Origin of the sequence: Halomonas sp. DP5Y7-2, assembly GCF_019802025.1 — a bacterium.
GTDB lineage: Bacteria > Pseudomonadota > Gammaproteobacteria > Pseudomonadales > Halomonadaceae > Halomonas > Halomonas litopenaei_A.
The window spans coordinates 258,389-275,882 of the sequence record NZ_JAHVHY010000006.1 but is presented as its reverse complement, the minus strand read 5'-3'; the positions used below and the strand labels follow the sequence as shown (position 1 = coordinate 275,882).

Sequence of the window (17,494 nt, the reverse complement as noted above, 5' to 3'; positions counted from 1 at the left end):
CGCCGTACACTCGTTCGACATCCGCCATCAGTTACAGGATGCTTTTCCATGGCGTTCAACTCCACCGCCACTTACGTGGCTACCGATGCGCTCAAGCAGGCCGTCAATGCGGCCGTCACCCTCGAGCGCCCGCTGCTGATCAAGGGCGAGCCAGGCACCGGCAAGACGCTGCTGGCAGAAGAACTGGCCGCGTCCCTGGGCACCCGCCTGGTGACCTGGCACATCAAGTCCACCACCAAGGCCGCCCAGGGCCTCTACGAGTACGACGCGGTCAGCCGTCTGCGAGATTCTCAGCTCGGCATCGACGGGGTCGAGGATGTGGCCAACTACCTGCGCCCCGGCAAGCTATGGGAAGCCTTCACCGCCGACGAACGGGTGGTACTGCTGATCGACGAGATCGACAAGGCCGACATCGAGTTCCCCAATGACCTGCTGCAGGAACTCGATCGGATGGAATTCTTTGTCTACGAGACCGGCGAGACGATCCGGGCGCGCCACCGCCCCATCGTGGTGATCACGTCCAACAACGAGAAGGAGCTGCCCGACGCCTTCCTGCGCCGCTGCTTCTTCCACTACATCGAGTTTCCCGACCGCGCCACCATGGAGCGTATCGTCGCCGTACACTTCCCGGATATCGCCCCAAGGCTGGTCAGCCAGGCCCTGGAAGTGTTCTTTGAGCTGCGCGAGGCGCCGGGCCTCAAGAAGCGCCCCTCCACGTCTGAGCTGGTCGATTGGCTGAAGCTGCTGATGGCCGACGACGTGGCGCGGGAAGCCCTGAGTCAGCGCGATCCAGCCAAGAGTCTGCCGCCCCTGGCCGGCGCCCTGGTCAAGAACGAGCAGGATACGGCCCTGCTGGAGCGCCTGGCCTTTATGGTGCGGCGTCAGGGGCGCTGATGTTTCTCGATCTGTTCGACAGTCTCAGGCGCCAGCAGGTCCCGGTATCCCTGCGCGAACTGCTGGACCTGCATGCCGCCGTGGACTCCGGCATTGCCTTTGCCGATGTGGACGCCTTCTATCAGTTGGCCCGCACCATCATGGTCAAGGATGAGCGCCACTTCGACCGCTTCGATCGCGCCTTCGCCGCCTGGATCGGATCGGTGGAAAGCCTCGATGCGGCCATTGACGCACTGATCCCCGAGGAGTGGCTGCGCCGGGAGTTCGAACGCCAGTTGAGCGACGAGGAAAAGGCGCAGGTCACGTCTTTGGGCGGACTCGAAGCGCTGATCGAGACCTTCAAGCAACGCCTCAAGGAACAGCAGGAACGCCACGCCGGTGGCAACAAGTGGATCGGTACCGGCGGTACCAGCCCCTTCGGCGCCTATGGCTACAACCCCGAGGGGATGCGCATCGGCCAGGATGGCTCGCGCCATCGTCGTGCGATCAAGGTCTGGGACGAACGCCGCTTCCGCGACTATGACGATGATCAGGCCCTGGGGCCGCGCAACATCAAGATGGCACTGCGCCGTCTTCGCCGCTTCGCTCGCCAGGGAGCACTGGACGAATTCGATATCGACGCCACGATTCGTGACACCGCTCGGGATGCCGGCCTGTTGAACCTGCGCATGCGACCGGTGCGCCACAACGCGGTGAAGGTGCTGTTGTTTCTGGACGTGGGCGGTTCCATGGACGACCACATTCGCGTCTGCGAGGAGCTGTTCTCGGCGGCGCGTTCCGAGTTCAAGCACCTGGAGCATTTCTACTTCCATAACTGTCTGTATGAAGGCGTGTGGCGAAACAATGCGCGCCGTCACAAGGAGCGGTATTCCACGCTGGAGCTGATGCGCACCTTCGGCGCGGACTACCAGGTAGTGGTCGTGGGCGATGCGTCGATGTCACCCTACGAGATCACCCACCCCGGCGGCAGCGTCGAACACTTCAACGAGGAGCCGGGCGGCATCTGGCTGAAGCGACTGGTGGAGCGCTACCCGCGACTGGTCTGGCTCAACCCCAACCCGCCACGCTATTGGGAATATACGCCCTCGACCAGGATCATCCGCGAGCTGGTGCAGGAGCGCATGTACGCCATGACGCTGGAAGGACTCGACGAGGCCATGCGCGAGCTGGCTCGCTAGACCACGACCCCGGATCTGATCAAGGACCCGTCGATGCCCCACCTGCCGCAGACACTTCGCCGACTCAGACCCTTGCTGCTTGCCGGCGCATCGGTGTGGCTGGCCGGCTGCGACATGGCCACCGGGGTCGCCACACAAGGGCTGATTCAAGCCTACTCTAGGCCCGCTCTGGAACCCCGTGACGGCTATGTGGTGGACCATCGTCACCCCGCCCGTGGCCACAACAGCCGCGTGCATTTCTTGATCCTGCATTACACCGATGAAAACCAGGCGGACTCGCTGCGCGCACTCACCGGACCACGGGTCTCCAGTCACTATCTACTGCCTTTACCAACACGTCGACTCCAGGGCTCACCCGTGGTGTTTCAGCTGGTGCCCGAGTCTCGCCGTGCCTGGCACGCCGGCGCTAGCCGTTGGGGCAACCGCATCGGCCTCAACGATACCTCCATCGGCATCGAGATTGTCAATCAGGGCCCCGACCAGCCCTGGGTCGGCAGCGAGCTGGAGCCCCCCGAGGGGGTCGGCTGGATGCCCTACCCCGACAGCCAGGTTGAAGCGCTGATCGCCCTGTCCCGGGATATCATCGAGCGGCATGGCATCGAGGCCAGGCACGTGCTGGCACACTCTGACGTCGCGCCCACGCGCAAGCTGGACCCAGGCCCGGCATTTCCCTGGAAACGGCTGCATGATGCCGGCATTGGTGCCTGGCCCGAGCCGGAGCGGGTGGCCCACTATGCCCAGCGCTTCGACGCTCGCCAACGTATCGCAGGAGGGAGCCTCCCCTCGATTGAGACGGTGCAGCGGGCGCTGCGTGCCTGGGGCTATGACATCGACGTCAGCGGCGTGCTGGATGACGCGACCCGCGCCACCCTGCGAGCATTCCAGCTTCACTTTCGTCCCGCCGACTTCAGCGGAAATCTCGACGCAGACACCTGCGCACGCCTGTGGGCTCTACTGGAGCGATACCTGCCAGAGGCGCTGGCGACACTGGCTGAGCCTCAACCAGCCGAGCCTCAACCAGCTGAGCCTCAACCAGCCGCTCCTCCAGCCGCGCCGGGCAGGTAATGGATCACGTCGTGAAAGCGCAGCACCGCGGGCCCTTCGTTGCGCATCAGGTGCGGCCGGTCAGCACAGAAACGTAGCCCTTCCCCCGCCGTCAAACGGTGCCACTCATCGCCCACAGCCAGCACCAGCGTGCCCTCGAGCACGACCAGGTGCTCGACCACCCCAGGCGCATGGGGGCTGGAGGCGCTTTCAGCGCCTGCGGCGAGTTCAATCTCGAACATCTCGAAGCCCAGCAGGGGATCGTACGGAAACAACAACTTTGCCTGCATACCCGCGCTGTCCTGCCCCCACACCGAATCACTGGTACTGCAGTGGCGCTGCTCCAGCGGCGAGTCATCGGTGCCGGGGCCTTGACCGAACAACGACGAGAAACTCACCCGAAAACCACTGGCGATGCGCCACAGCGTCGCCACCGTAGGACTCGACTCCCCACGCTCGATCTGGCCCAGCATGGCCTTGCTGACCCCGGTCTCCCTGGCGGTATGTGCCAGGCTCCAGCCCCGCGCCTGGCGCAGCCCCTTGAGGGAGCTGGCGATATGGTGGCCGATGTGGTGGGCAGTGTCCGACATGTCGTCTCTCATGAAAATGCGTGACGCGCACCAGTATACAGAGGCTCGAGCCCACAGCGCTTGTGCGTTATAACGCCCACTGCTAGCCTTGGACGTTATAACGCACAACCTACCCGCCCTTCCCAACACACAGCGACACGCCCCATGACCGAGCCGTCTTCCACTCTTGCTGAGCCAGCGACTCCCCCCGAAAAGCGTCAGCTGGCCAACGACCTGCATGCTTCCACCGTGGCAGCAGGGCTGGTGTCGGTACTGATCGGCTACGCCAGCTCCGCCGCCATCATCTTCCAGGCCGCCCAGGCGGCGGCAATTCCCCCATCACAGATCGGCTCCTGGATGTGGGCCCTGGGCATCGGCATGGGCCTGACCACCCTGGGACTGTCCTGGCGCTATCGCATGCCGCTGCTGACGGCGTGGTCGACGCCGGGCGCAGCCCTGCTGGTCACCCAGCTACCGGGGGTCGCCTTCGACCAGGCCGTGGGCGCGTTCATCGTGGCCTCGGTGTGCATGCTGCTGGTCGCCGCCAGCGGCGTGGTCACTCGGATCATGGCCATCGTCCCGGCAGCATTGGCCTCAGCGATGCTGGCGGGCATTCTGCTGCCGTTCGTTCTCGATATCTTCGCTACTGTCCGTGTCGATCCCTGGATGCCATTGCTGCTATTGAGCGTATGGATCCTGTGCCGACGCTGGCTGCCAAGGCTTGCCATCATCGCGGTGCTGATGGCCGGGATCGCGATAAGCCTGGCGCGGGGGAATTTCCAGGTCGCCCAGGTCTCGCTGATGCTGACGCGACCTGAATGGGTCTCCCCGGCGTTTGACCTGGCTACCTGTCTGGGCATTGGGGTGCCGCTGTTCGCCGTGGCCCTGACCACTCAGCATCTGCCGGGCCTGGCCATGGTCCGCAGTGCGGGCTACTCGCCTCCTGTCGGCGCCTGCCTGGGCACCACCGGGCTGGCGTCGCTGCTGATGGCTCCCTTTGCTGGGCATGGCATCAACATGGCCGCCATCAGCGCGGCGCCTTGCCTGGGGGAAGAGGCGCACCTTGACCCGCATCGCCGCTACACTGCCGGCGTGGCAGCCGGTATCGGCTACCTGGTGCTGGGGACCCTGGGCGCTACCGTGGCCGCGCTGTTCGCTGCCTTGCCTGAGGGATTGATTGCGGTAGTGGCGGGACTGGCACTGATGGCCACCCTGGGTGGGGCGATGACCACCGCCTTTTCCGACGCTCGCCATCTGGACGCGGCGCTGGTGACCTTTGCGGTCACCGCCTCTCCCCTGACCCTGGCTGGGATTGGATCAGCCTTCTGGGGATTGATCGCTGGACTGGTCATCGTTGCCCTGGGGGCATGGCGCGCCTGAGAAGGACCCAGGCGCGTTACCAAGCTAGCTGGTGGTGGGCGCTGCTCCATGAGACGCCTCGTCACTGGCCATACGCACCATCGCTAGCGCCTCGTCCAGGGTCGCCACTTGCTCGACGCGCACCAGCTCATTGCTCAGGCTCACCGCGGTGCCGGCGCGTTCACTGATCAGCTGCTCCAGGCTCGCCAGATCACGGGCCTCGCCCATGGGCAATGCATCGACCGAGGTGGTGCTGGTACCGGGCAGGTAGATCGTGCCGTTGGAGAAATCTACCGCGTAGGCAATCACGCCAGGCACGATGAAGAACAGCAGGCCCACACCGTTGGCAACGGCCACCACCGGGTCGATACGTCCACTGATCTGCCCCTTGCGCTCCGGATGAAAGACGGTGCCGCAGCCGGCGAGTGAGGTCAGGGTAGTGGCCAGGACCAGGCCGGTAAGCAGACGGGGTGGACGTAACATGAACAACTTCCTTTGCAGTTTCTAGCGCGATGGTAACAAGGTCGATATCGCTGCCTGGGGCGGCCGTGGAGGCCATCCCGCCGCCTTGGCGACATCTTCCATGAGAAAACTCGCACGCATCCTAGCACGTTTTTCTGCACCACTTAGCTGACCTGGCCAACGCTGCGCAGCACTCCCGCTGTCGACTCCGCTGCGGCACGTAGATGCCGGTTCGCTCCCCGCCATCGGCCAGACCTTGCGCACGTCGACACCATTTATATCACTGCATGACTCTGTTTTGCCGCCGCGACAGCTTCACCGTACAATGCTCGACACTTTCGATGAGTGACATCGTCAACACACCACACTCTCCATTGCGAGCGTCGACCGATATCAGGCAGCGCCTGATCACCGGCAATAGAAGACTCTGCCGTATCCCTCGACGCTCTACGATCTATCGACTCGATGTGAAGGAATCTGCGGACCCATGCGCGCCACCGACCTGCTGATCAGTACCCTCAAGGAAACGCCTGCCGACGCCGAAGTCGTCAGCCACCAGCTGATGCTGCGTGCGGGCATGATCCGCCGTCTGACCTCTGGCCTGTACACCTGGCTGCCACTGGGCCTGCGCACTCTGCGCAAGGTGGAACGGGTCGTGCGCGAGGAAATGGATCGCGCCGGCGCCCAGGAGCTGCTGATGCCCGCCGTACAGCCTGCCGAGCTGTGGCAGGAGTCTGGCCGCTGGGAGCAGTATGGACCTGAGCTGCTGCGCCTCAAGGACCGGCATCAGCGCGACTACTGTGTCGGCCCGACCCATGAAGAAGTCATTACCGACCTGGTGCGCAAGGAAATTGCCAGCTACAAGCAGCTGCCCGCCAACTTCTACCAGATTCAGACCAAGTTCCGTGACGAGATTCGTCCGCGCTTCGGGGTCATGCGCTCGCGCGAGTTCATCATGAAGGACGCCTACTCTTTCCATCAGGACGAGGCGTCCCTCAAGGATACCTACCAGAAGATGTATGACGCCTATGTGCGCATCTTCACGCGGTTGGGTCTCGACTTCCGTCCGGTGATCGCCGATAACGGCTCCATCGGTGGCACCGGCTCCCACGAGTTCCATGTACTGGCCGACTCCGGCGAGGACGACATCGTGTTCTCCACCGAGTCCAGCTACGCCGCCAACATGGAGAAGGCTGAAGCGCTGCCGGCGCCGCTGGGCAGTGACGCCAGCCGTGCAGCGCCCAGCGAGGAGCTGCGCCTGGTCGACACCCCCAACGCCAAGACCATCGCCACCCTGGTGGAACAGCATGGCCTTGCCATCGAAAAGACCATCAAGACACTGATGGTCAAGGGCAGCGAAGGCGGTCTGGTGGCGCTGCTGGTGCGCGGCGACCACGAGCTCAACGAGGTCAAGGCCGAGCATCTGGAGCAGGTGGCCACTCCGCTGACCATGGCAAGCGAAGAAGAGATCCGTGCTGCAGTTGGCGCAGGGCCTGGCTCACTGGGACCGGTGGGACTCGACATGCCGATCGTGATCGACCGCAGCGTCGCGCTGATGAGCGACTTCGGCGCCGGTGCCAACGTCGACGGCAAGCACTACTTCGGCATCAACTGGGAGCGTGATGTGGCGCTGCCCCAGGTGGCCGACATCCGCAATGTGGTCGAAGGCGACCCCTCGCCGGACGGCAAGGGGGTACTGTCGATCAAGCGCGGTATCGAGGTCGGTCACGTGTTCCAGCTGGGCCGCAAGTACAGCGAAGCCATGAATGCCACCGTGCTCGGTGACGAAGGTCGTGCCATCCACCCGTGGATGGGCTGCTACGGCATTGGTGTGACCCGGGTGGTGGCTTCTGCCATCGAGCAGAACCACGACGACAACGGCATCATCTGGCCCGATGCGATCGCCCCCTTCCATGTGGCCATTGTGCCGATGAACGCACACAAGTCCCAACGCGTGCGCGAAACGGCCGATCGCCTGCATGACGAGCTCACCGCGGCAGGCTTCGACGTGCTGCTGGATGATCGTGATCTGCGTCCCGGCGTGCGCTTTGCCGACCAGGAGCTGATGGGCCTTCCCCATCGCCTGGTCGTGGGAGACCGTAGCCTGGACAAGGGCGAGCTTGAGTACAAGGGGCGCCGCGACAGTGACGCCACCATGGTGCCCGCCGACGCCATCGTCGACTTCCTCAAGCAGCGTATCGCCCTGTAACAGGGCCCTCAACGGTCCCGGGCGCTGAGGCGTCCGGGCCGTTGGTACAAGTCTGACCTGGCGGCGACGCGACAGCCGCAGGGCTGCTCATGCCGTGCTGTGAATCCTGCAGATAAAAAAAACCGGCCCCGAAGGGCCGGTTGAAAAAGGGGGATGACTCCCCCTCCCCTGACGCTGGTCAATGGCTGGGTTCTGTGCACATGAGACCCAACCTGTCTACGCGGAACCTATCGCTTGCGACGATGACTGTCGCGAATGACAAAGGCGATCCAGCCCGCCATGAAGACCACAGAAAGGGCGACAGCCCCCAGACCGAAGATCACTGCATCATCGAGATACATGGCCCTGCCCTCCCCTTGCTGTGTTGATGGTTCAAGCTTAGCCGCCCTCCTGATGAATTGTGCTGACCTGAGTCAAGGGTCCCTGTGCGACATTCGCCCGCCGCCATATCAGCCGTCGTCCATTCACGCGAAAGCCGCCCAAGGGCGGCTTTTTCTGGCGGTCGCGGACAGCGCAAGCGGTGGTCAGCCAGCGGCCTACAGCACCTTGCGATCTTCCACCGATGAGGCTTCGGTACCCGCGGGCAGTGGGTGCCCCTTCGCCAGTTCCGCGCGGGTCGCGTCGCGTACCTCCAGCACCTCGACCTGATAGCGCAGGGTCTGCCCCGCCAGTGGGTGATTGGTGTCGATCACCACCGTGGTGTCCTTCACCTCGACCACGGTGACGATCTGGGGACCGGCATCGCCGGGGGTCTGAAAACACATCCCAGGGCGCAATTCCGCCGCGGGGAACGCCTGACGCCCCACCTCACGGACCAGAGACTCATCCCTGCGTCCGTATGCTTCGTCAGGGGCCAGGGTGACATCGACACGAGAACCCGGCTCGGTCGCTTCGAGCGCTCGCTCGAGCCCCGCCATCAGGTTGTCGTGGCCGTGAAGGTATTCCAGTGGCTCGCCTCGCTGACGCGAGTCGTCGAGCACCTCACCGTGGCTATTACTGAGCACATAATGGAGCTGGGCCACTTTCTGAGGGGCAATCTTCATGATGCGTTCCTTTCGGAGATAAGTCTCAGTCCTGACGCTTCAAGGCGGCGACAGGCATTTCAAGGCGCTGTTGGCGATGCAGCATGTTGAGCAGCACGATGGCGCGCTCCTCTCCCTTGTGGCTATCGAACACTGCCTTCAGGTCCTTGAACGGACCGTCGGTGATTTCGACGCTCTCGCCGGCGCGGAAATACAGCTGCCCCGGACCTTCGTCCTTCTCTTGCCCGTGCCGACGCAACAGCTCGACCAGCTCGTCGCTGACCGGTACCGGCATCGACAGGCCGAAGGTGACGATCTTCAACACCCCCCGGGTCGAGCGAATGGGGCGCCAGTTGCTTTCGACCTGGTCGAGGCGAAGAAACAGGTAGTAAGGAAATAGTGGCTCTTCGACCCAGGTCAGCTTGTTGCGGCGCTTCTTCTGCACTTCAAGCACCGGATGGAAGAGTTCGTAGCCCTGATTGGCCAGATGCTGAGCGGCGCGAAAGGACTCTCCACCCTTGCACTGGATTACGTACCAGCGCGGCGTGGAATCGCCACCAGTGACCGTCTCGTTGATGCTGTGACTCATGTAACTCCTTCCGGGCACCCACCAGGCGGACAAGGATATGACCTGGGGGCCTGTCTTGGTCTCAGTTTCCGGCTCGCCACCGACGCGGCTTGTCGCGCGCCGCTGGTATCGTCCCTGCGGCTTTGCAACAATTCGCCGAGCAGCGCCGGGATACTGAGCGCATTTTACCATTCGGATCGCCGACCATCATGCAAGGAGGCTTTCACATGCCCACCCCTTCGGCCATGCGCCGCTGGATCGAGGCCCTTGGCGTCTATCTGCGGCCGCCTGTACTGGCCATGCTGTTTCTGGGCTTCTCTGCCGGCCTTCCGTTCCTGCTGGTGTTTTCCACCCTGACGACTTGGCTGCGCACCTCTGGCGTCGAGGTGGCAGCCATCGGCTTCTTCTCATGGATAGGACTGCTGTATTCGATAAAGTTCTTCTGGGCGCCTGTGGTCGACGCCTTTCGGTTGCCTCTGCTGACACGCTGGCTGGGCCAGCGACGCAGCTGGATGCTGGCCGGCCAGACGCTGATGATGGCCGGACTGGTGGGCCTATCAACGCTTGATCCTGCACAGCAACTTGGCAACGTGGCGCTATTCGCCCTGATGGTCGCCTTCGGTTCCGCCACCCAGGACATCGCCATCGACGCCTTTCGCATCGAGTCAGCGGAAGACGATGTGCAGGCAGCTATGGCCTCGACTTACATCATTGGCTATCGCGGTGGCCTGATCATGGCCGGCGCAGGAGCCTTGTACCTGGCCGACCTGGGCTCCTGGCAGCTGTCCTATCAGTGCATGGCCGCACTGACCGCCATTGGCATGATCACCGTGCTGCTGCGCCCCGAGCCTCCCCGCAAGCCCCTGGCACAGCGCCTCAGCGCAGAACCCAGGGTCAGGAGCTTCCTGCGTGCCAGCCAAGGCCAACCCGCCTGGTTCCGGCGCACCGGGGCCTGGCTGATCGGCTCGGTGGTCTGTCCTTTCCTGGATTTCTTCTCGCGCTTTGGGCTAGGTGCCCTGGGACTGCTGGTGTTCATCGGCATCTACCGCATCAGCGACTTGGCGATGGCATCGATGGCCTATCCGCTCTACGTTGATCTGGGCTTCAGTCTGGACACCATCGCCACCGTGACCAAGGTGTTTGGCGTGGTCATGAGCCTACTGGGGGGACTGCTCGGCGGGGTCCTGGTCGTGCGCTTCGGCATCGGACGCATCCTGGTGATAGGGGCTGCCGCCACCGTGCTCACCAACCTGATGTTCACCTGGCTCGCCATGAGCGGCGCTCAGAAAGAATTGCTGGTGCTGACCATCATGGGCGACAACCTTAGCAACGGTCTGGCCAGCGTGGTGTTCGTGGCGTTTCTTTCAAGCCTGACGTCTCGCGCTTACACGGCCACTCAATATGCGCTGTTCTCGTCACTGATGACCTTGCCTGGCAAGTTTCTGTCAGGCTTTGGCGGACTGGTCGTGGAGGGTTGGGGCTACCCCAGCTTCTTCGTGCTGGCCTCGCTTCTTGGCCTTCCGGCGGTGGCGATGGCGCTGTGGATCAAACGGCACTATGTGAAGGAAGAGGCCTCCAAGTGAAGGAAAAGGCCTCCAGGTGAAGGAAGAGACCTCCAGCGCCGAGGCCTGATACCGGTAGCGAACGTCAGACGCGCAGGTGCGACTGACGTTCACTCGCCGGGCGGTCACTTCAGCGGCGAGAACCGCGTTCCTGCAACCAGTCCAGCGCCCCTGGAGTCGTCCGCCACTGGTCACGCATCAGGGTGCGGTACTGCCAGGCTTCGGCACGGGTGCCAGGCTCTGCCAATTGTCCATTGGGAGGCGTCGCCGCGCGCTGGGGGTTGTCGCTGCACAGCAGAGAGACCGCATGGCTGTTATGGCGCTTGGCACTCTCCAACGCGGCCGCCGCATCGTCGAGCTGCCCCAGTCGGTACAGTGCCAGCACCTGGCCCATGTACATGCCCAACAGCGGCGCATCCTGTTCAGCGGCATCCGTTTCGCTTGCCTGCTCCAGCGCCTGCCGACTCATCGACAACGCCTCGCCGTCACGGCCTTCACGCAGCAACTGGTCGAGCACCAGCTCACGCAAGCCGAGGCTGTCCTGCTCGTCCAGCGACAGCAGCAACTCGGCCAACTCACGGGAATGCTGGCGCGACCCGCGCTCCATGCCGACCACCAGGGCCAGCCCCGCGCGCAGCAGCTGCGCGTTGTCCGCCTGATCCCACTGGAAGGGACCGTCGCCGCTCTGACTGACCTGCTGCAGCCAGCGCTCAAGCCGTTCGGCCAGCGGCTCGAACAGGCTGGGCGCCATCCACGGCAGGCTGCCGAAGCGACTGGTCAATGCCAGCGACACCGATTGCAGTACTGCCGGCGAATCGAGCTGTTCGGGATTGGCACACAGCGCCGGCAACCAGACGCTGGCATTGATCCAGGGATCCCCCAGAAATCCCATGGGGGCGTCCGGGTCCACGTCCACCTGAAAGCCTTCCTGGAAGGCCGCAAACAGGGTGTCTTCCCGTGCCGTGGAGCGATACACCAGCACACCATCCTGCTGTTCGACCTTGATCGGCGGAGGCGTCGGCAGCTCCGCCAGCAGGGTCTGCAGCCCCACCAGCGGCTCGGCCAGATCCTCTTCAGCGCTCAATAGCTGGTCAGCCAGGGTAGCGCCGGGGTTGTCGGCCAGGTCGGCAAGAAACTGCAACTGCTCGGGATCGAGGTCGCCCTGCCGGGTCAGACGACGCAGCCAGAAGCGTGAGCGCTCCACCGCCTCCTCGTCATTGCCTTCATGCAGCAGCAGCATGGCCTCGATGTATGCCAAGGTCGGCGAGTCTGGCAGGGCCTGTTGCGCACGCACGAAGGCTGCGCGGGCACTATCCAGATCGTCATTGTCCAGATGCATCAGGCATAGCCGCTCGAGGGCGACCCCGCGCAGGAACATCGGACCTCGCTCCAGCACCTCGTCCAGCAGCGCCTCCCGCTTGCGATGGAAGCCGCGCTCCTGGAACAGGTCGAGCAGTATCTCGAAGGCCGGCTCCGCCTGCTCGGGCAATCGCTCCCAGTCCGCATTGGTGAACAGGGACTCCAGTATCTGCTGGGCACGGCCGCGCTGACCGGACTCCGCCGCGATCAGGCCCGCCTCGAGCAGCGCCTGGGCGGGGGCTCGACCGCTGGCCAGCGCCGCTTTCAGTGCGTCGCCCTTCCACTCGCGCAGCGACAGCATCCACATCAGGTGTGGAGGCAGGTGGCCCGGCAGACTGACCGCACCACAGCACTGTTTCATCTTGCGTCCGGAGTCGCACCAGCAAGGCTCGTTGCGGCCGGGGCGCGCCAGGGTTTCACAGGCGAAATCGAGCCGAGCCAGCGGCGTCTGCGACCACAGCTCCGGCGCCAGCGCCTGGGCCAGCGACTTGTCGCCACCCACACAGTCTGGGCCTTGCTCCCGCGCCCAGCTCATCAGGCTGGGATAGCGTTCATCCTGCCGAATGGCTGCCAGGGCGCCAGAGGCATAGCCCAGCAGTTGATCCACCCATAACGCCAGCATCGCCCTCTCCCCTGAAATTAAAAACGGCACAGTCTAACAGTGCAGAGCTCAGCTTGGCAGACCCACGCCCTGGCCGGCGTAGGTCTGAAAGACCTGCGCTGTTCGATTCTGCATATCCAGGCGCGCCTCGAGACGCACCAGGTTCCAGTAATGTCCGTTGAGCGTGCGCGCCAACATCAACATGCCGGGCGGTGGCTGGAGACGGTCCAGCGCGCTCCATACTCTGGGACTCAGCTCGCGCAGACGCCGATGGACACGCACATCGCCAAAATCCTGCAGCCCCGGCGCAAACAGCGGGGCAATGGCCTCAGCCGACTCCTGATACAACGCCAAGGGCGCGCCTTCGCCCTGCCGCCCGCCGAGTCCTCGAAGCGCCTCATCCATGGCCACAGGGTCCCGTTCCAGGGTCGCCGACAGCAGCGCCAGCATGCCCCTCAGTCGCTCCGGCGGCACCGCTATCACCGCCCCCAGGTCGTACAGGATCAAACGACCCTGATCATCCACGGCAAAATTACCGGCATGAGGATCGGCATGAACCTCGCCATGGACGAACAGTTCCTCTGTCAGCCAGTCCGCCAGCGTGCTGGCCACGTGCTGCCGTCGTTCGTCATCGACCTGCTCGATCTCGCGCAGCGGTGTTCCCGGCACATACTCCATGCCCAGCACTCGAGACGTGCAGAGGGAGTCGACAGGTGCGGGAATGCGGATATTGCCCCAGGCGTCATAGCGCTGACGATAGCGCCTCAACATGTTGCCCTCAGCGACGTAGTCGAGCTCCTGGCGCAGGCTCTCGGCCAATTCATCGAACAAGGCATCGAGGCGACTCTGGGAGACCTTGAACCAGCGCCCCAGGCGAAGGATACGGCGGACCTGTGCCAGGTCCTGCTCCAGCACCTGCTCGAGGCCGGGGTACTGTACCTTGAGCACCACCTGCTGCCCTTCCAGGGTGGTGGCAAGATGCACCTGCCCCATGGATGCGCTGGCGAAGGGCGCGGGCTCGACATGACGAAACAGAGCCTGCAGCTCACCCAGTTCCTGCTCAAGCGTCGTCCGAATATCCTCCCACGGCGCCGGAGTGGCATTGCGCTGCAGGCGAGCCAGCTCCTCGGCGAGTTCAGGAGGCAGCAGGTCATCCCATTGGGACATGACCTGAGCCAGCTTCATGGCTGGCCCCTTCAGCTCCGACAAGCCGTCGAACAGCGACTCGCCAAGCGCCTGCCAGTCGGCATTGCCGCCTACCCGAGATCGCAGTAGCGTGGTCCCCGTGCGCACCGACAGACCCAACATACGGCGCGTTCTTCCAGCCTGTCGCATGATGCTCCTCGTGCCACCAACGGCAGCGGTCGCAGCGCTCGAGATGGCAGGACTGCCTGGTCAGCCCACTCTCGATGCATAAAAAAATGATATAAGAGTTGTACATCAATCACGTCATGGTACACCTGGCATCGCTCTTCAGATACTGGAAGAATATCCAGAAACATCCCTTCTGTGGTGCGCCATGCGATTGATCATTGCGGAAAAACCTAGCCTGGCGCGCGCCATCGCCGATGCCTTGCCCGGGGCTGCACAGAAACATGACGGCTACCTGTCCGTCGGTGACACCGAGGTCACCTGGTGTCTCGGGCATCTGCTGGAACAGGCGCCCCCGGATGCCTATGACCCAGCGCTCAAGCCATGGCGACGGGACCACCTGCCCATCGTGCCGAGTCAGTGGAAACTGGTACCGCGGCCCAAGGCACGAGGTCAGCTGGCCGTCATCCGCGCCAGAATCAAGCGCGCCAGCCAACTCGTGCACGCCGGCGACCCGGACCGAGAAGGTCAGCTGCTGGTCCAGGAGGTCATCGAGCATCTGGGCTGGAAAGGCGATGTAGCACGCCTGCTGATCAATGACCTCAACCGCCCGGCGGTCGTCAGGGCATTGTCACGTATCGGCGACAATCGGCACTACCATGCTCTCTATCGCGCGGCCCAGACCAGGGCGCGTGCCGATTGGCTCTATGGCATCAATCTGACCCGAGCCTGGACCCTGATAGGGCGACAGGCGGGTCACGATGGTGTGCTGTCGGTAGGCCGTGTACAGACACCGGTGCTCGGGCTGGTGGTGCGCCGCGACGAGGAAATTCGCCAGTTCGTCCCCTATCCGTTCCACGTGCTGTGGGCAGAGGTGCGCGTCGCCGCAGGGACCTTCAAGGCCTGGTGGGTACCGTCCGAACAGCATCGGCTGGATGAACGCGGCCGGCTGCTCGATGAGGCCCCGGCCCAGGCCCTGGCCGCGCGCTTGCCTGGCAGCCAGGGTGTCGTGTCCAAGGTTGAATCCCGTCACCGGCGCCAGCCTCCTCCGCTGCCATACTCGCTGTCCGCACTGCAGGTCGATGCCGCCCGTCGTCATGGTTTGTCGGCCAAGGCGGTGCTGGATATCTGCCAGCGCCTTTACGAACGTCACCAGCTCATCACCTACCCACGCTCCGACTGCCGCTACCTGCCCCGAGAGCACTTGAAGAGCTTGCCCGGGCAGCTGGCCAGCGCCTGTCGAGATGATGCGACGCTGGGACGCTGGCTGGCCAACGCCGACATGCAGCTGCGCTCGCGCGCCTTCGATGACAGCAAGGTCGGCGCCCACCATGCTCTGGCCCCGACCGGCAAACCCTTCAGCGCAGAGCGGCTGTCCGCCCAGGAAGCCGACGTCTATCGGCTGATCGCCCGCAACGTCCTGGCACAATTCTACCCGGCCCTCGAGACCCAGGAGGTCAAGGCAGAATGCCAACTCCTGGATGAGCGCTTTGCGGCGTCGGGGCAGACACTGCTGGTACCTGGCTGGAAGCCGTTGTTCACTACCCGTGACGAGGCGCCTCCGCTGCCCGCCCTGCACCAGGGAGAAACCTGCCAGGCCATCAATGCCGAGGTGGAACAGCGCGAGACACGTGCGCCAGAACCCTTCACCGACGCCAGCTTGATCAAGGCCATGATGAACATCGCCCGCTACGTGGAAGACGCCGAGGTCAAGCGCACCCTGCGAGACACCGATGGGCTGGGCACCGAAGCAACTCGCGCCGGCATCATCGAGACACTGATCGAGCGGGGCTACCTGGTGCGCAAGGCCAAGACTCTGCGAGCGACCCGCCTGGGCGTCGGCCTGATTCACTCCTTGCCGGATGCGGTCAGCAGGCCTGAACGGACGGCGCTGTGGGAGCAGCGCCTGGAGGATATCGCTGAAGCCCGAGCGGAGCCGGATCCCTTCGTGTCTCAGCTGGTGGTCGACCTCACTGCGCTGGTGGCCTGCGCCGATAGCCACCGGTTGCAGTCCGCCCTGCGCTCCGCTCAGGGTGAAGTCGCCGCCGCCACGCCCGCGAAGCGGGCTGGCACTCGCCGGCGCCGGAGCCAGCCCAGGGCCAAAAAGGGATCCAGCGCCCGAGACGCCTCCAGCACCACCTCCGACGGCGGCGCCAACCGCAAGTCCAGCAGCGGCCGGGGGCGCCGCTCGCCACGCAAGGGGAACACCTGATGAGCACGCTGATCGTGGGACCGGGCGCCATTGGCCGCCTGCTGGCATGTCGCCTTAGCGCTGCAGGGCAGTCCGTGCGGCTGCTCGGCCGACGTCCGCTCCCCCGGCAACAATCGCTGACGGACCCCCACGGCCAGCACCAGCGACTGCTACTCACCATCAGTACGGATCCCGGCGAGGCCTGCCAAGGCGTCGAGCGGGTCATGCTGACCACCAAGTCATACGCTACCCAGGACGCCTTTGCCGCCGTCGCCGGACATCTTGCCCCGCAGACGCCAGTGATCCTGTGGCAAAACGGCCTGCGCGTTCAGCGCCCCATCACCGAGGCCTGGACCGGGCCGGTGCTATGCGCCTCCACTACCGAAGGCGCCTATCTCGAGGACGACCACGGGGTGGTACATGCCGGTCACGGGCAAACCGTGATCGGTCATCTGGACGGCACCGCTAACCCAAGCGACACTGAGCTTGCCGAGGCATTGGCCGCTCAACTCCGCCACGCCGGACTGGATGCCCGGGCCGTCGCAGACATCTCGGTCAGGCTATGGCACAAGCTGGCCGTCAATGCCGCTATCAATCCCCTGGTGGCACGCCACCGAGTCCGTAACGGCGAGTTGGCACAAGCCCCCTATCGCGATGAGGTGAACACTGTCATCGATGAAATCCGTCTGATCCTGGCGGCCCTGGACATCCCCCCTCCCGCAACAGCGCTGGACGAGTCGTACCCGCAGCAGCACGGACACAGCGCCTGGCACGCAAGGGTCTGGCAGGTCATTGCGCACACCGCCGCCAATCGCGCCTCCATGCTTCAAGACATCGAGGCGGGTCGCCCCACCGAGCACGATGCCATCCTCGGCCCGCTGCTCGACGCTGCGAGCGACGCGAACCTTCCCTGCCCTCGGCTGACGGCGTATTGGCACTTCCTGAATGCTTGAATCAGGCAAGCCTGGAGTAGCATCCACGGGCAGCGATTGCTATTTTTAGCTCCAACGCCAGCCTGGGTGCAGGCCAGGGCAGCACTCGGCCCCGCGACGTTTGATGCGGCAGAACGCGTTAGCCAGACCACCGATGACTGATACGCGGCAAGGCAAGGTCAAAAGGCAAGGTAGATCAGACAGGACAGTCGCGACGATAGTCGTAGATACTA

General features: G+C 64.1%; 15 protein-coding genes. 8 read left to right on the top strand and 7 right to left on the bottom strand.

Annotated elements, in window-relative coordinates:
- Positions 1-48 precede the first annotated feature (48 nt).
- Genes KUW18_RS13415 through KUW18_RS13405 form a run of 3 tightly spaced genes read left to right on the top strand, consistent with a single transcriptional unit; the run spans position 49 to position 3,137 of the window.
- The gene (locus KUW18_RS13415; RefSeq protein ID WP_222163072.1) at positions 49-894 is read left to right on the top strand and encodes an AAA family ATPase; all 846 of its coding nucleotides are present in this window, start codon (positions 49-51) and stop codon (positions 892-894) included.
- The gene (locus KUW18_RS13410; protein WP_222486681.1) at positions 894-2,072 is read left to right on the top strand and encodes a vWA domain-containing protein; all 1,179 of its coding nucleotides are present in this window, start codon (positions 894-896) and stop codon (positions 2,070-2,072) included. Before KUW18_RS13415 ends, KUW18_RS13410 begins: the two co-directional genes overlap by 1 nt.
- A 33-nt stretch (positions 2,073-2,105) precedes the next feature.
- The gene (locus KUW18_RS13405; protein ID WP_261396675.1) at positions 2,106-3,137 is read left to right on the top strand and encodes an N-acetylmuramoyl-L-alanine amidase; all 1,032 of its coding nucleotides are present in this window, start codon (positions 2,106-2,108) and stop codon (positions 3,135-3,137) included.
- Here KUW18_RS13405 and KUW18_RS13400 read toward each other — a convergent pair.
- Complete coding sequence (locus KUW18_RS13400) at positions 3,101-3,706, bottom strand: helix-turn-helix domain-containing protein (RefSeq protein ID WP_222238221.1); 606 nt, start codon at positions 3,704-3,706, stop codon at positions 3,101-3,103. The two genes, KUW18_RS13405 and KUW18_RS13400, sit on opposite strands and share 37 nt — an antisense overlap.
- Before the next feature lie 144 nt (positions 3,707-3,850).
- Here KUW18_RS13400 and KUW18_RS13395 point away from each other — a divergent pair, with 144 nt between their 5' ends.
- Entirely contained in the window at positions 3,851-5,065 is a 1,215-nt protein-coding gene (locus KUW18_RS13395; protein ID WP_222561627.1) for a benzoate/H(+) symporter BenE family transporter, read from the top strand.
- Positions 5,066-5,089: 24 nt separating this feature from the next.
- On the opposite strand, the gene KUW18_RS13390 is transcribed toward KUW18_RS13395, so the two are convergent.
- Complete coding sequence (locus KUW18_RS13390; RefSeq protein WP_222561626.1) at positions 5,090-5,527, bottom strand: hypothetical protein; 438 nt, start codon at positions 5,525-5,527, stop codon at positions 5,090-5,092.
- A 466-nt stretch (positions 5,528-5,993) separates the two neighbouring features.
- Between KUW18_RS13390 and KUW18_RS13385 the strand changes: the two genes are divergently transcribed.
- Positions 5,994-7,715: a proline--tRNA ligase gene (locus tag KUW18_RS13385; protein ID WP_222163068.1), complete on the top strand. Its 1,722-nt coding sequence runs from the start codon at positions 5,994-5,996 to the stop codon at positions 7,713-7,715.
- 227 nt (positions 7,716-7,942) lie between these two features.
- Here KUW18_RS13385 and ccoM read toward each other — a convergent pair whose 3' ends face one another.
- The 3 genes from ccoM to rfaH form a co-directional block, all read right to left on the bottom strand.
- On the bottom strand, positions 7,943-8,056 hold the full coding sequence (gene ccoM / locus KUW18_RS19900) for a cytochrome c oxidase subunit CcoM (protein ID WP_277987364.1): 114 nt from the start codon (positions 8,054-8,056) through the stop codon (positions 7,943-7,945).
- Between the two features lie 195 nt (positions 8,057-8,251).
- Positions 8,252-8,758, bottom strand: coding sequence for a peptidylprolyl isomerase (locus KUW18_RS13380; RefSeq protein ID WP_222238216.1), 507 nt, complete (start codon positions 8,756-8,758; stop codon positions 8,252-8,254).
- A gap of 25 nt (positions 8,759-8,783) precedes the next feature.
- On the bottom strand, positions 8,784-9,326 hold the full coding sequence (gene rfaH / locus KUW18_RS13375; RefSeq protein ID WP_206937742.1) for a transcription/translation regulatory transformer protein RfaH: 543 nt from the start codon (positions 9,324-9,326) through the stop codon (positions 8,784-8,786).
- Between the two features lie 206 nt (positions 9,327-9,532).
- Between rfaH and KUW18_RS13370 the strand changes: the two genes are divergently transcribed.
- A complete protein-coding gene (locus tag KUW18_RS13370) occupies positions 9,533-10,888 on the top strand; it encodes an AmpG family muropeptide MFS transporter (protein WP_222561625.1) in 1,356 nt (451 codons plus the stop codon).
- A gap of 109 nt (positions 10,889-10,997) precedes the next feature.
- On the opposite strand, the gene KUW18_RS13365 is transcribed toward KUW18_RS13370, so the two are convergent.
- Complete coding sequence (locus tag KUW18_RS13365; RefSeq protein ID WP_206937721.1) at positions 10,998-12,848, bottom strand: SEC-C domain-containing protein; 1,851 nt, start codon at positions 12,846-12,848, stop codon at positions 10,998-11,000.
- A 48-nt stretch (positions 12,849-12,896) separates the two neighbouring features.
- A complete protein-coding gene (locus tag KUW18_RS13360; protein ID WP_206937717.1) occupies positions 12,897-14,162 on the bottom strand; it encodes an ABC1 kinase family protein in 1,266 nt (421 codons plus the stop codon).
- A 184-nt stretch (positions 14,163-14,346) separates the two neighbouring features.
- Between KUW18_RS13360 and KUW18_RS13355 the strand changes: the two genes are divergently transcribed.
- Both KUW18_RS13355 and KUW18_RS13350 read left to right on the top strand, forming a co-directional pair.
- Positions 14,347-16,350, top strand: coding sequence for a DNA topoisomerase III (locus tag KUW18_RS13355; protein ID WP_222561624.1), 2,004 nt, complete (start codon positions 14,347-14,349; stop codon positions 16,348-16,350).
- Positions 16,350-17,282, top strand: a complete 933-nt coding sequence (locus KUW18_RS13350; RefSeq protein ID WP_222561623.1) for a ketopantoate reductase family protein — start codon at positions 16,350-16,352, stop codon at positions 17,280-17,282. The genes KUW18_RS13355 and KUW18_RS13350 overlap by 1 nt, the downstream gene beginning before the upstream one ends.
- The last annotated feature ends 212 nt before the right edge of the window (positions 17,283-17,494 follow it).